Consider the following 13,687-nt stretch of genomic DNA (forward strand, 5'->3'; position numbering starts at 1 on the left):
ACCCCCGCCCCCGATGTCCGCAAGGACGCCCACCCCACGATTCCGGCCATCACCCCCTTCCCGCTCATGCTCGCGCCGGGTACCGTTCCCGGCCCGCTCCGGGCGTCGTGGCGGTACGTACCGTGAGCGCGGGCGGTCGCGGTACTAGGTTGCGGGGCGTGGACGACGTGGAGCTGGACAGGCTGGTCGCGCTCGCCGGGGCGTGGCGGGACGACGACCCCGACCCGCGGACCAGGGCGGCGCTCGACGACCTCGTCGCGCGGGCGGTGACGGACGGGACCGACGCGGCGGCCGCCCGCGAGGAGCTCGCCGACGCGTTCGCGGGGACGCTCGAGTTCGGCACCGCGGGCCTGCGCGGGGCGCTCGGCCCGGGGCCGAACCGGATGAACCGCTCGGTCGTCATCCGCGCGGCGGCCGGGCTCGCGGCGTACCTGCGGGCGGTCGTCCCGGGGCAGCCGCACGTCGTCGTCGGGTACGACGCGCGCACCGACTCCGACGTCTTCGCCCGGGACACGTGCGCGGTCATGAGCGCCGCGGGGGTCACCGCGACGGTGCTCCCCCGGCCGCTGCCGACGCCGGTCCTCGCGTACTGCGTGCGGGCGTTCGACGCCGACGCGGGCGTCATGGTCACGGCGAGCCACAACCCCCCGCAGGACAACGGGTACAAGGTCTACCTCGGCGGCCGCGCGGACGCGTCCCCGGGCCGCGGTGCGCAGATCGTGCCGCCCGCGGACGCCGGGATCGCCGCCGCGATCGCCGCCGCCGGGCCGGTGCTCGGGGTGCCGCTGGACGGCGACGGCTGGACGACGCTCGACGACGGAGTCGTCGACGCCTACCTCGGTGCGCTGACGACCGGGGCGCTGGCCGTCGTCCGGCCCGGACCGCGCGACCTCGACGTCGTGCTCACCCCGCTCCACGGGGTCGGCGGTGACACGTGCAGCCGTGCCCTCGTCGCGGCGGGCTTCGCGGCGCCGTACGTCGTCCCGGAGCAGGCCCTGCCCGACCCGGCGTTCCCGACCGTCGCGTTCCCGAACCCCGAGGAGCCGGGGGCCGTCGACCTCGCGGTCGCGGCGGCGTCCGGTCGCGGCGCGGACCTCGTCGTCGCGAACGACCCGGACGCCGACCGGTGCGCGGTCGCCGTCCCGGACCCGGCGCTGCCCCCGCTCGCGGACGGCCGCCCGGCGTGGCGGATGCTCCGCGGTGACGAGCTGGGCGCGCTGCTCGCCGACCACGTGCTCACCCGGGACGCCGGCCGGCCGCCGGCCGGCGCCGTCGTCGCCTGCTCGATCGTGTCGTCCCAGCTGCTCGCCCGGATCGCGGCCGACCACGGGGTCCGGCACGCCGAGACCCTCACCGGCTTCAAGTGGATCTCCCGGGTCGACGGCCTCGTGTACGGCTACGAGGAGGCCCTCGGCTACTGCGTCGCACCCGACCTCGTGCGCGACAAGGACGGGATCAGCGCGGCGCTCGTCGTCTGCGAGCTCGCCGCCGCCCTCAAGGCCTCGGGGCGCACGCTGCTCGACGCGCTCGACGACCTCGCGCGCCGGCACGGCGTCCACGCGACCGACCAGCTCTCCGTGCGCGTCACCGACCTCGCGCTCATCACCGACGCGATGGCCCGGCTGCGCGCGACGCCGCCGGCGACCCTCGGCGGGCGGCCGGTCGTCGAGGCGGTCGACCTCGCGGCGGGCGGCGCCGGGCTGCCCCCGACCGACGGCCTGCGGTACCGCACGGACGGCGGGGTGCGGGTCGTCGTCCGGCCGAGCGGCACCGAGCCGAAGCTCAAGTGCTACCTCGAGGCGGTCGTCCCGGTCGGCGACGAGGATGCGGCCGACGGCCTCGCCGCGGCCCGGGCGCAGGCCCGGGCGACGCTCGACGCCGTCCGCGAGGACCTGTCGGCGGCACTGGCGCTGGGGTAGCCGTCAGGGCGCGCGGGCGGCCGCCTGCGCCGCCCACTCCTGTCGCGCCGCCGCGTCCCGGGCCTCCTCGGCGACGTCGAGCCGGCGACCCGGCCAGCCGCTGAGCCGGCCGAAGAGCGTGAGCAGGGACGGTGCGAGGAGCGTCCGGACGACGAGCGCGTCGAGGAGGATCCCGACGACGAGCGCGAACGCCAGCTCGCGGAACTGCCGCAGCGGCACGAGCGCGAGCGTGCCGAGGCTCGCCGCGAGCGCGACGCCGGCGGTCGTGATCGCCGCCGACGACTGCGGCAGGGCCGCGAGCATCGCCTCGCGCAGCGGCAGGCGCCGGGCGTGCGCCCAGACGTGGCCCACCGCGAAGAGGTTGTAGTCCGAGCCGAGCGCGAGCAGCAGCACCCCCGCGGCGAGCGGCACGAAGAACGTCACCCCCGGGTGCCCGAGCTCGCCCTGGAACACGAGCGTCGTGAGCCCGAGCGTCGCCCCGGCCGACAGCACCGTGCAGACGAGCAGCAGCACCGGGGCGACGAGGGCCCGCAGGAACAGCGCCATGAGCGCGAGGTTCACCGCGAGCGCGGCGAGGACGATGACGAGCAGGTCGCGGTCCGACTGGCCGACGACGGCCGCGACGGCGGCGCTGTCCCCGCCGACCCCGGCGCGGGCGGTGGCCGGCAGCCCGGCCTCGCGCAGGAGCCCGGGCAGCCGCTCGGTGAGCCGGTCGACGGCCCGGACGGCGTCGGCGTCGAGCGGGTCGACGTCGAGGACGACGAGGTACTGGGCCGCCAGCCGGTCGGCGCGGACGAAGAGCCCGGTCTCGCGTCCGGCCGCGGCCGCCAGGGCGGTCTCCTCGCGCGGGCCGATGACCCCGGCGACGTGCGGCTGGCGGCCGATGAGGTCCTGCAGGCGTCCCAGGGCCCCGGTGTCGAGCGGCTCGCCCTGCGCCCCGGCGTCCGAGGCCGCGACCTCGACGAGCGTCGGCGACGTGATGCCGGCCGCGAAGCCGCTCGCGGCGGCGTCCGCGGCCCGGCGCACCTCGTCGTCCGCCGGCAGCGACGCGACGAACGGCAGCCCGGCGTGCAGCCCGAGCACCGGCACCGTGAGGGCACCGAGCCCGGCGAGGCAGGCGAGGGCGACGACGGCCGCCCCGGCCCGGGTGCGGATGACGCGGACCGTGCCGCGGCGCAGCAGCGCGGCGACGCTCTCCCGGCGCGCCGACTCCGGCCGCGAGGGCCACAGGCACCACCGGCCGAGCACTGCCATGAGCGCGGGCACGAGGGTCACGCAGACGAGCAGCGTGACGAGCACGGTGACCGCCATCGCGGGGCCGAAGGCGCGCACCGGCGGGGAGTCCGCCAGGCGCAGGGCCATGACGCCCGCGGAGACGGTGACTCCCGCGACGAGGACGATCGGCGCGAAGACGCCGGTCGTGCGGGCCGCCGCGTCGACGCGCGGGTGGCCGTCGGCGAGGTCGGCGCGCAGCCCGGAGAGGAAGTAGACGACGTAGTCGGTGACGATCCCGAGCATGAGCGCGACCATGAGCGGCTCGAGGTCGGCGGGGACGTCCCACCCGAACCGCTCGCCGAGCAGCCCGGCGGTCCGGGTGACGAGCACGAACGACAGGCCCGAGACGCCGAGGGTGAGCAGCGGGGCGACGACCGACCGGAACGCGACGCCGACGACGAGCAGGACGGCCGCGAGCGAGACGGCCTCGAGCAGGCGCAGCGACTCCGCGATGACGCGGGTCTGCGCGGCCCGGGCGGGCAGCGAGCCGGTGACGCCGACGACACCGGCCTGCGGGCCGAGGCCCTGCGCGTAGGCGTGCGCGCCCTCGACGACGCCCGCGAAGCTCGTGCCGGGCTGCGGGTAGAGGAACGTCACGACGGTCGTGCCGGGCGTGCGGACGGCGGGCAGCCGCTCGTCCGACGGCACGGGGACGGCGGCACGCAGGTGCTCGGTCGGGCGCTCGGCGAGCGCGCGGGCGGCGTCTAGGGCGGCCTGCCGGGCGGCGTCCGGCAGGCCCGCGGGGTCGTGCTGGACGACGGCCACCCGGCTGAGCAGCGGGACGCCGAGGTCCTTGGCCGCGCGCGCCTCGGCGAGCAGCGCCGGGTTGTCGGCCGTCGTGACGTCCCCGAGGCCGCCCCCGCTCGTGCCGAGGGCGGGCAGGAGCAGCGCCGCCGCGGCGGCCGCGAGGCACCAGCCGACAAGCACCGGCCAGCGCAGCGCGACGAGCGTCCGCGCCCAGAGCCGTGCCCGAGGTTCGTCCGCCATGACGCACCGCCCGTTCCGCGCCTGCCGCCCCGCGCCGGCCGCCCGGCGCCGTGCGTGACCATCCCGCCGGGACCCCGACCCGGCAAGCGCAGACGGTCCCGCCGGACGGCCGCCCGGGCCGGTCACCCGGACGGTCACCCGGACGGTCACCCGGACGGTCACCCGGACGGCGCAGCGCGGGCACCACCTGCCAGGGCCCACGCGGCGAGGACTGGCGAGTCTCGCCGACAGGTGGCGATCAGGGCGGCGGTTAGAGTGGCGACGTGACTGCGACGACGCCTGCGCTCACCGACCGCGTTCGCGACGTCCTCGGCTCGACGACCCTCGACGACGCGTCCCTGCGGCGCTGGCTCCACGGGCTGCCCGGGGTCGACGAGGTCGGCGCCCACGGCCGGGCCGCGATGCTCGGTACCCGCTCCATCAAGACGACCTCGAAGGCCTGGGCCCTCGACCTCGCCGTCTCGATGGTCGACCTCACGACGCTCGAGGGGGCGGACAGCTTCGGCACGGTCCGCTCGCTGTGCGCCAAGGCCCGGGTGCCCGACGCCGACGACCCGGCCTGCCCGAAGGTCGCCGCCGTGTGCGTCTACAACGACCTCGTGCCGGTCGCCGTCGAGGCGCTCGCGGGCAGCGGGGTCAAGGTGGCCGCGGTGACGACGGCCTTCCCGAGCGGCCGGGCGAGCCTGGCCGTCAAGCTCGCCGACACCCGGGACGCCGTCCAGGCCGGCGCCGACGAGATCGACATGGTCATCGACCGGGGCGCGTTCCTCTCCGGGCGCTACCTCAAGGTGTTCGAGGAGATCGTCGCCGTCCGCGAGGTCTGCGACGAGGCCGTCGCCCTGCACGGCCGGCGCGCGCACCTCAAGGTGATCCTCGAGACCGGCGAGCTCTCCACGTACGACAACGTCCGGCGCGCGTCGTGGCTCGCGATGCTCGCCGGCGGCGACTTCATCAAGACGAGCACCGGCAAGGTCTCCCCCGCGGCGACGCTGCCGGTCACGCTCGTCATGCTCGAGGCGGTCCGGGACTGGGCGGCGCTCACCGGCGAGATCATCGGCGTCAAGCCGGCCGGCGGGATCCGGACGGCGAAGGACGCCATCAAGCACCTCGTCCTCGTCCACGAGACGGCCGGCGAGCGCTGGCTCGACCCGGACCTGTTCCGGTTCGGCGCCTCGAGCCTGCTCAACGACCTGCTGCTCCAGCGGCGGCGGATGCGCACCGGCGTCTACGCGAGCCCCGACCGGCTCACCCTCGCGACCTGACGTGACGATCTGATCGGATCTCCGGACCCGTTGCGCCGCACCCCGTTCGCAGCTCCGCCCATCGGTTGAAGGACACCATGCCGACCTTCGAGTACGCACCGGCCCCCGAGTCCCGGGCGGTCGTCGACCTGCAGCCGTCGTACGGCCTGTTCATCGGCGGCGAGTTCGTCGACCCCGTCGACGGCACGTCGATGAAGACGGTCAACCCGGCGACCGAGGAGGTCCTCTCCGAGGTCGCGGTCGGGGGCGCCGCGGACGTCGACCGCGCGGTGAAGGCGGCCCGGCGCGCGTACGAGCGCACCTGGTCGCGGATGCCCGCCGCCGAGCGCGGCAAGTACCTGTTCCGGATCGCGCGGATCCTCCAGGAGCGCGGCCGCGAGCTCGCGGTGCTCGAGAGCCTCGACAACGGCAAGCCGATCCGGGAGAGCCGCGACGTCGACGTCCCGCTCGCGGCGGCGCACTTCTTCTACCACGCGGGCTGGGCCGACAAGCTCGCGTGGGCGGGGCTGCACGGCGCCGCGCTCGGGCCGGACGGCGTCCCGCTGCCGCTCGGGGTCGCGGGCCAGGTCATCCCGTGGAACTTCCCGCTCCTCATGCTCGCGTGGAAGGTCGCCCCGGCGCTCGCGACGGGCAACACGGTCGTCCTCAAGCCGGCCGAGACGACGCCGCTCACGGCGCTGCTCTTCGCCGACATCTGCCGCCAGGCGGACCTGCCGCCGGGCGTCGTCAACATCGTCACCGGCGCGGGCGCGACCGGGGCGGCGCTCGTCGGGCACCCGGACGTCGACAAGGTCGCCTTCACCGGCTCGACCGCCGTCGGCCGCGAGATCGCGAGAACCGTTGCGGGCAGCCGCAAGAAGCTCACCCTCGAGCTCGGCGGCAAGGCTGCGAACATCGTCTTCGACGACGCCGCGATCGACGAGACGGTCGAGGGCATCGTCGACGGGATCTTCTTCAACCAGGGGCACGTCTGCTGCGCGGGCTCGCGGCTGCTCGTGCAGGAGACGATCGCCGAGGAGGTCGTGGGCCGGCTGCAGCAGCGGATGTCGCAGCTGCGCGTCGGTGACCCGCTCGACAAGAACACCGACGTCGGCGCGGTGAACTCCGCCGAGCAGCTGCAGCGGATCACCGACCTCGCCGCGGTCGGCGACGCCGAGGGCGCCCAGCGCTGGACGGCGCCGTGCCCGTTGCCGGAGAACGGGTTCTGGTTCTCCCCGACGCTCTTCACGAACGTGTCGCCGGCGCACACGATCGCGCGCGACGAGATCTTCGGCCCGGTGCTGTCGGTCATGACGTTCCGGACGCCGTCCGAGGCCGTGACGAAGGCGAACACGACGCCGTACGGGCTGTCGGCGGGGATCTGGACCGAGAAGGGCTCGCGGATCCTCTGGATGGCGGACCGGCTGCGGGCCGGCGTCGTCTGGGCGAACACGTTCAACCGGTTCGACCCCACGAGCCCGTTCGGCGGGTACAAGGAGTCCGGCTACGGCCGCGAGGGCGGCCGGCACGGGCTCGCCGCGTACGTGAAGGAGGCCTGACGTGGCGGCGAGACTCGACGTCCGCAAGACGTACAAGCTCTACGTGGGAGGCAAGTTCCCGCGCAGCGAGTCGGGGCGCTCCTACGAGGTGACCGACGCGAAGGGCCGCTTCGTCGCCAACGCGGCGAAGGCCTCCCGCAAGGACGCCCGCGACGCCGTGCTCGCCGCGCGGGCCGCGTTCGCCGGCTGGTCCGGGGCGACGGCGTACAACCGCGGGCAGGTGCTCTACCGGGTCGCCGAGGTCATGGAGGGCCGGCACGCCCAGTTCGCCGAGGAGGTCGCGCGCGCCGAGGGCCTGACAGCGGCGAAGGCGCGGGCCGTCGTCGACGCCGCGATCGACCGCTGGGTCTGGTACGCGGGCTGGACCGACAAGGTCGCGCAGGTCGTCGGCGCCGCGAACCCGGTCGCCGGCCCGTACTTCAACCTGTCGGTGCCCGAGCCGACCGGCGTCGTCGCTGTCCTCGCGCCGCAGGCGTCGAGCCTGCTCGGCCTCGTGAGCGTCGTCGCCCCGGTCGTCGCGGGCGGCAGCACGTGCGTCGTCCTGGCCTCCGAGCGTCGGCCGCTGCCGGCCGTCGTGCTCGGCGAGGTGCTCGCGACGTCCGACGTCCCCGGTGGCGTCGTCAACCTGCTCACCGGCGTCACCGCGGAGACGGCCCCCTGGCTGGCCTCCCACGAGGACGTCGACGCCCTCGACCTCGCCGGCGCCGCCCCGCTGCCCGGCGAGGACCCGACCGTCGACTGGGGCGCCCTCGAGGCCGCGGCCGCTGCGACCCTGACCCGCGTCGTCCGCCCCGCCGGCAGCGGCGCCTCGGGCGAGGCCGACGGCGCGGTCGAGCCGGACTGGACCGTCCTGCCCGACGGGCCGCGGCGGGTGCTCGCGTTCATGGAGACGAAGACGGTCTGGCACCCGAAGGGTCGCTGAGCAGCGGCACCGCGAGGTCCGGGCGCGCCGCCGCGACGAGCGCGAGCCCCTGGTCGACGCCGGTGTCGCGGGCGAGGTAGACGCGTGAGCCGGCGGCGGTCGCGAACCGGACCGTCAGCCGGCCGCCGAGCCGCTGCAGCAGGGTCTGCCGGACCGACAGCCCGACGACGGCCCGGCGCTGCAGTGCCACGGTGACCCGGGTGCCGCCGCCGTCGCGGACGACGACGTAGGCGCCTGCGACCGCGTGCCCCAGCGCGCGGTAGCGGGCCACGGTGAGCGCGACGGTCACCGGCAGGAGCAGCAACGGCGCCGGCCACCAGCCGGACGACCGTCCCGGCAGCACGCCGGCGCGGCCGAGCGCGAGCAGCACGACGGCGACGACCACCGACCCGGCGACCGCGCCGAGGAGCCTGCCGGTGAGCGCACTCCTCGGGTGCCGGGCCAGGGGGGCCTCGAGCGGTCGCGCGCCGTCGGTGAGGATCCTCGCCCCCACCGCGAGCGCCTCCTCTCGGCGCATCCGCGGCAGCACGCTGCTCGCCGGGGAACCGCCGGCCATGACGTCGGCGACCGACAGGCCGGTGGCGAGCGCCGTCGTCCGGGCCAGCCGCAGCCACCGCCAGGCGAGCGGTTCGGTGAGGGCCAGCCCGCGCAGCCGGGCGTCGTCCTGGTGCACCGTGCGGGTGCTCAGCAGGCCGCGGCGGGTGACGAGCGCCGACTTCGGCGGCGTCCCAACCCGGGACAGGGTGAAGTCCCGGTGCTGCACCGCGAACCGGGCCGCCTGGCCGGCCACCCCGAGCGGCAGCGCGACCGCGACGCACGCGGCGAGCGCCCAGGGCCGGTCGAGCGGGACCCGGTCGAGGAGGCCGCGACCGACGTCGAGCAGGTCGACGCCGAAGGGTCGCAGGAACCCGTACGCGGCGAGGAGCGGGCCGACGAGGACGAGCACGGCCCCGGGCGTGACGGCGTTGTACGCGACCCAGGACGGGCGCAGCCGGGCGATCACGGTGCCGGTGGCGGCGGCGGTCCCGGGCACGTCCTGGACGTCGTCCGGCTCCTGACCCGCACCGGTGACCGGCCGCGACCCGGCGCCGAGCTCCTGCTGGAGCCGGGTCACCGCGGCGACGGGGAGGGCGTCGAGGGTGAACGACGACTCGGGGTCGCCCGAGCCGACGTGCAGCACCCGGAGCCCGAACAGACGGTGGCGGACGGTGGCGCTGCTGTCGAGCGTGCGGATCCGGTCGCGCGGCACCGTCCGGTGGCGGCGCACCAGCCGGCCGCTGCGCAGCTCGACCCGGTCCTCGGTCACGCGGTACGACGTCGTGAGCCAGCGGGCGAGGTCGGCCAGGGCGCCGAGGACGCCGATCGCGGCGCCGATGAGCAGGGGCCGGACGGCGGCACTCCCGTCGAGCGCGAGGCCGAGGCCGCCGACCGCGGTGGACGCCGCGAGCCGCAGGACGTCGAGGTAGACGATCCGGACGCTGAGCCGTCGCCACGCCGTGCCGTCACTCACGTGGCGTCGCCCTGGGTCGCGGCCGTCACGTCCTTGAGCCGCCGGACGGTCTCCTCGGCGACGTGGACGTCGAGCCCTTCGATCGTCACCCCTGCCTCGCTCGACGCGGTCGTCACGCGGACGGTCGCCAGCCCCAGCGCCTGCTCGAGCGGGCCGGTGCGCATGTCGATGCTCTGGATCCGCGAGACCGGGACGACGACCCAGGTCTTCGTGAGCCAGCCCTCGAGCGCGTAGACGGCCTCGTCCGTGGTCTCCCAGCGGTGCACGCGGTACCGCCATGTCGGCATGACGGTGATGTTGACGAGGTAGACCACCGCGAGGACGACGAGCACCGGCCCGAGCCACGGCCGGGTCCGCTCGACCACGCCGAGGAGCACGCCGAGGCCGCCGAGCACCACGACGGCACCGATCGCGGCCTGGAGCGTGCGCCACACGACGAACCTGCGGTCGGGCCGGTTCCGGGGTGCCCGGATGCGGACCCGGGTGTCGTCGTCCGCGGGCTGGGTCTGCCTGGTCACACCCCGACCGTACGGACATCGGGTGTGCCAGGTGATCCGCCTTAGGTAGCCGTTCCGGAGCCGCCGGGGTCGACCTTCGGCGGCCGTCCGGCGCCGGCCGCGGGTCGGTCGCTGCGCACGTACCGCAGGGCCACCGTGCCGCACCGGAAGGTGCGCTGCTCGACCAGCCGCAGCCGCAGGTCGGCGCCGCGCGGGAAGTACGGCGTGCCGCGGCCGAGGACGGCGGGCACGACCCGCGGGCGGAACTCGTCGACAAGATCCAGCAGCGAGGCGGCCAGGCCCGCGCCGCCGACGGCGAGGTCGCCGTCCGTCTCCTGCTTGAGCCGGAGCACCTCGTCCACGGCGTCGGCGCGACGCACCAGCCGGCACCCGGGGGCGACCGACTCCAGCGAGTCGGAGAACACGATCCGCGGGGTCGCCACGTACTCGCGGGCGAACTCCGCCTCCACGGGGTGCCCGTCGGCCCGTTCCGGCGCGGTCCAGTACTCCTCCATCACGTCGTAGAGGCCACGACCGAACAGGAACGCCGCCGTCTCACGGGCCTGCTGGTTGGCGAAGCGGTGCACCTCCTCGTCCGGCTCGGAGAAGGCGATGCTGCCGGTCGCGTCCTCGACGTAGCCGTCGAGCGACATGGTCATCGTGTAGCTGAGGGTGCCCATGCGGGAGTGGACCGGCGGAGCCGCCCGAACTCATCTGGGGTGTCGTCAGCGCGGGCCGAGACCGGTGGCACCGTCGAGCAGCTCACGCGCCACGTCGAGGTGACCGGCGTGCCGGGCGGTCTCCTCGATCATGTGGAGGGCCACCCAGCGCAGGTCGGTGATGGGCTCGCCCGGCCAGTCGAAGCCGGGGTCGCCGAGCAGCGGTGAGTCCAGGTCGTGCGACTGGAGCACCTCGTCGGAGATCCGGCACTGGCGCCGGTAGTGCTCGACGACCGCGGCGGCGGAGTGCTCGGTCGTGAAGGGGGCCTCCGGGTCCCAGGGCGGGTCCTCGATGCCGTCGTCCCACCGGGTCTGCGGCTGCGTCCCCAGGGCGACGCGCTGGAACCATGTGGACTCCGCGCCCGCCAGGTGCAGCAGCAGGCCGACGGGCGTCCAGCCCGAGGGCAGGACCGGCGTCCGCAGCCGGGTCTCGTCCAGACCGTCGATGATCGCCAGCACTGCGTTGCGCTGCTCGTCGAGGAAGTACTGCAGCCGGTCCCGTTCGCTGATGGTCGAATCACTCATCGGCCGACCGTACGACGAGGGGCTGACAGTGTGCCGGCGCCGCGGCGGCGGACTACCGGCGGCCCGGCGGCCCCGGGTTGGGGCGCCGCAGCCCCATCCCCTGCCGCACGTTGATCGAGCGGAACGTCGACGACGACATCGTCACGGCGCAGATGCTGACCATCAGCGCACCGAAGAGCTCCTGGCCCGCCCCGAAGACGACGGTCACCCCGACGCAGCCGAGGCAGCAGACGGCAGCGACGAGGGCCATGCGGCGGAAGCCCTGGGTCGCGGTCACCGGCAGCAGCCGTGGGTCCTCGCCGGGGGCGCGGTCCGGCTGCGGGACGTCGGACGCCGGGCGGGCCGGGCGGTCGACGACGAGGGACGCCGGCCACGTCGCGTCCACGGCCTCGACGACTGCCGCACCGCCGACCCACATCGTCGGCTCGACGTCGACCTCGGCGCCGTCCTCGCCGAGGAGCAGCCGGCGGCCGTCGGGCCAGCGCAGCACCGCGGCGGTCGCAGCGACCGGCACCGTGACGTGGGTGCCGGGCGGTGTCCACAGGCTGATGCCCCCGGCGTCGAGGCTCAGCTGGCGCGGGTCGTCCGGTGCCTCGACGGGGCGGAACCAGCGCTGCGAGAACGGCTCCTGACGGCTCGACGGCTCGGGCAGCCAGGGCGCGGGGATCTCGCCGCTCCCGAAGGGCACCGCGGCGAGCGCCCCGAGCAGGTACGACAGGGCCGCGGTGCCGACCTGGGCGGCGGCCACCCCGGCGGCGGGCGGCGCGGTCCCGGCGATGCGGGCGACGGCGTCCGGGTCGGGGCCCGCGAGGAGGAGCGCCTCGGCGGCACGGACGAGGCCGGCATCGGGATCGGCATCGACGTCGGGACCGGCGTCCGGACCGGCGCCGGGCTCAGCCGCGTCCCCGGCGACGGCGTCGCCCGCCCCCTCCCCGGCGGCACGCTCGACGGCACCGAGCAGCGCCGCCGTGACGACCTTCTGCGCCCCGTCCGGCACGGGCACGGTGACCGTCAGCAGCGCCTCGTCGGCGGTGATCTGCTCGAGCGTGGTCGCGGGGACGGCGCCACCGACGCCCTGCCGTGCCAGGTCCGCCCGGACGGCGGCCCGGAGCCGGTCGGCCAGCGCCGCACCGACGGCCCCGGCAGGCACCACACCGAGCACGCCGACGACCCCGCGCGGGCCGCGGAACCACGTCGGGCCGGACCCGAGCCGCGGCGCCGGCTGCGGCGCGGACCGCCGTGGGCCCTCGGGGAGGGCCAGGCGCAGCCCGGGCGGCGGGGGCCCGGTGAGCCACGCGACGACCCCGGCGCGCACCGCCCGCCGGGCCACCCACCCTGCGACCTCCGCGGCCGCCAGCCGCTCGGCCCCGTACTCGTCCGGGGCCGTGGCGACCCCGTGCGCGACGAGGCCGAACCGGCGGCGCAGCAACGCGTCCCGGACGTCGGCGGGCCGGCCCGCCCGCTCCGCCGCCAGGGCCGCGCGGACGTCGTCCAGACCGTCGAGCGGCAGCGCCGCCAGCCGGCCGGCGAGCGCCGAGAGCCGCGCGGGGACGTCGTCCCCGCTCATGCGCACGCGCGTGACCACCTGCCCGACCTCGACGTCCGCCGCCAGGTCGCGCGCGGCCCGGCGCACCGCGAGCCGGGTCACCCCCGCCGTCGGGACCGTCTCGTCGGCGGTGCCGACCCGCAGCAGCAGACCGCCGCGCAGCGGCCCGGGCCGCGACGACGCCACGACGCGGACGCCGTCCACCTCCGTCGCACCGACCGGGCCCCCGGGGCTGCTCATGGAGCGAGGGTACGCACCGCCGCCTGCACCCCGCGTGGATCGCCGCCTAGGATCGCGGCCGTGGCACGCGTGGTCCTCCTGGCGGGAGCGAGCGGTTCGGGGAAGACCTCCCTGTGCCGCCGGCTCGGCGTCCCGGTCCTCGCCCTCGACGACTTCTACCGGGACGGCGACGACCCGGCCCTGCCGCACCGGTTCGGCATCGTCGACTGGGACGACCCGACGTCCTGGGACGGCGACGCCGCGCTCGAGGCGGTCCGGCGGCTGTGCGCGGACGGCGCGTCGGACGTGCCCGTCTACGACATCCCGACGTCGCGGCGCACCGGCACCGCCCGCCTCGATCTCGGCGGCGCGCCGGTCTTCGTCGCCGAGGGGATCTTCGCCGCCGAGCTCGTCATGACGTGCGGCCGGGCGGGCGTGCTCGCGGACGCGCTGTGCCTGCGACTGCACCCGGCGACGACGTTCCTGCGGCGGCTGCTGCGCGACCTCGCGGAGAGCCGCAAGCCGCCGCTCACCCTCGTGCGCCGCGGCCTCGGGCTCGCCCGCGGGGAACCGGCGCTCGTCCGGCGCTGGATCGCCGCCGGCTGCCGGCCCTGCACGATCCCCGAGGCCGAGCGGACCCTGCGCGCCTTGCTCGCGTCGGTCTGAGCGCGGCCCCGGCACGAACCGCCTCCGGCGTCGCCCGGACGCCGCCCGCGGGTCAAGTGCGCGCCGCGCAACGCCGATCGGACAAGGGCGGGCACGCCGCCG

At 76.4% G+C, this 13,687-nt stretch carries 11 protein-coding genes; 5 read left to right on the forward strand and 6 right to left on the reverse strand.

What is annotated here, in order from left to right:
* Positions 1-158: 158 nt before the first annotated feature.
* Positions 159-1,919, forward strand: a complete 1,761-nt coding sequence (locus ECOMGDLI_RS09275; RefSeq protein ID WP_233153382.1) for a phospho-sugar mutase — start codon at positions 159-161, stop codon at positions 1,917-1,919.
* Between the two features lie 3 nt (positions 1,920-1,922).
* Here ECOMGDLI_RS09275 and ECOMGDLI_RS09280 read toward each other — a convergent pair whose 3' ends face one another.
* Positions 1,923-4,181: an MMPL family transporter gene (locus ECOMGDLI_RS09280; protein ID WP_088316339.1), complete on the reverse strand. Its 2,259-nt coding sequence runs from the start codon at positions 4,179-4,181 to the stop codon at positions 1,923-1,925.
* A 263-nt stretch (positions 4,182-4,444) separates the two neighbouring features.
* Here ECOMGDLI_RS09280 and deoC point away from each other — a divergent pair, with 263 nt between their 5' ends.
* The 3 genes from deoC to ECOMGDLI_RS09295 all read left to right on the forward strand — a co-directional run bounded on the left by deoC (position 4,445) and on the right by ECOMGDLI_RS09295 (position 7,903).
* Positions 4,445-5,443, forward strand: coding sequence for a deoxyribose-phosphate aldolase (deoC, locus tag ECOMGDLI_RS09285; protein WP_233153383.1), 999 nt, complete (start codon positions 4,445-4,447; stop codon positions 5,441-5,443).
* 77 nt (positions 5,444-5,520) lie between these two features.
* Positions 5,521-6,981 (forward strand): aldehyde dehydrogenase family protein, encoded by a 1,461-nt coding sequence (locus ECOMGDLI_RS09290; protein ID WP_088281675.1) that lies wholly within the window; start codon positions 5,521-5,523, stop codon positions 6,979-6,981.
* A 1-nt stretch (position 6,982) separates the two neighbouring features.
* A complete protein-coding gene (locus tag ECOMGDLI_RS09295) occupies positions 6,983-7,903 on the forward strand; it encodes an aldehyde dehydrogenase family protein (RefSeq protein ID WP_088316341.1) in 921 nt (306 codons plus the stop codon).
* On the opposite strand, the gene ECOMGDLI_RS09300 is transcribed toward ECOMGDLI_RS09295, so the two are convergent.
* Genes ECOMGDLI_RS09300 through ECOMGDLI_RS09320 form a run of 5 tightly spaced genes read right to left on the reverse strand, consistent with a single transcriptional unit; the run spans position 7,863 to position 12,940 of the window.
* A complete protein-coding gene (locus ECOMGDLI_RS09300) occupies positions 7,863-9,413 on the reverse strand; it encodes a PH domain-containing protein (RefSeq protein ID WP_088316343.1) in 1,551 nt (516 codons plus the stop codon). The two genes, ECOMGDLI_RS09295 and ECOMGDLI_RS09300, sit on opposite strands and share 41 nt — an antisense overlap.
* Entirely contained in the window at positions 9,410-9,931 is a 522-nt protein-coding gene (locus ECOMGDLI_RS09305) for a PH domain-containing protein (RefSeq protein WP_088316345.1), read from the reverse strand. The genes ECOMGDLI_RS09300 and ECOMGDLI_RS09305 overlap by 4 nt, the downstream gene beginning before the upstream one ends.
* A 41-nt stretch (positions 9,932-9,972) precedes the next feature.
* On the reverse strand, positions 9,973-10,590 hold the full coding sequence (locus tag ECOMGDLI_RS09310; protein ID WP_088316347.1) for a dihydrofolate reductase family protein: 618 nt from the start codon (positions 10,588-10,590) through the stop codon (positions 9,973-9,975).
* 45 nt (positions 10,591-10,635) lie between these two features.
* Entirely contained in the window at positions 10,636-11,154 is a 519-nt protein-coding gene (locus tag ECOMGDLI_RS09315) for a DinB family protein (protein WP_088316349.1), read from the reverse strand.
* Between the two features lie 52 nt (positions 11,155-11,206).
* On the reverse strand, positions 11,207-12,940 hold the full coding sequence (locus ECOMGDLI_RS09320; RefSeq protein WP_198954715.1) for a hypothetical protein: 1,734 nt from the start codon (positions 12,938-12,940) through the stop codon (positions 11,207-11,209).
* Between the two features lie 60 nt (positions 12,941-13,000).
* On the opposite strand from ECOMGDLI_RS09320, the gene ECOMGDLI_RS09325 reads away from it, so the two are divergent.
* Positions 13,001-13,585 (forward strand): uridine kinase, encoded by a 585-nt coding sequence (locus ECOMGDLI_RS09325; RefSeq protein WP_198954716.1) that lies wholly within the window; start codon positions 13,001-13,003, stop codon positions 13,583-13,585.
* The last annotated feature ends 102 nt before the right edge of the window (positions 13,586-13,687 follow it).

It is taken from the genome of Kineosporia sp. R_H_3 (assembly GCF_002198675.1).
In the GTDB taxonomy this organism is placed as follows: domain Bacteria; phylum Actinomycetota; class Actinomycetes; order Actinomycetales; family Kineosporiaceae; genus R-H-3.

Excerpts from the sequence above, each read along its gene's own strand:
- ECOMGDLI_RS09280 (WP_088316339.1), bottom strand. The coding sequence starts at position 4,181 with ATGGCGGACGAACCTCGGGCACGGCTCTGGGCGCGGACGCTCGTCGCG.
- ECOMGDLI_RS09290 (WP_088281675.1), top strand. The coding sequence starts at position 5,521 with ATGCCGACCTTCGAGTACGCACCGGCCCCCGAGTCCCGGGCGGTCGTC.
- ECOMGDLI_RS09310 (WP_088316347.1), bottom strand. The coding sequence starts at position 10,590 with ATGGGCACCCTCAGCTACACGATGACCATGTCGCTCGACGGCTACGTC.
- ECOMGDLI_RS09315 (WP_088316349.1), bottom strand. The coding sequence starts at position 11,154 with ATGAGTGATTCGACCATCAGCGAACGGGACCGGCTGCAGTACTTCCTC.
- ECOMGDLI_RS09320 (WP_198954715.1), bottom strand. The coding sequence starts at position 12,940 with ATGAGCAGCCCCGGGGGCCCGGTCGGTGCGACGGAGGTGGACGGCGTC.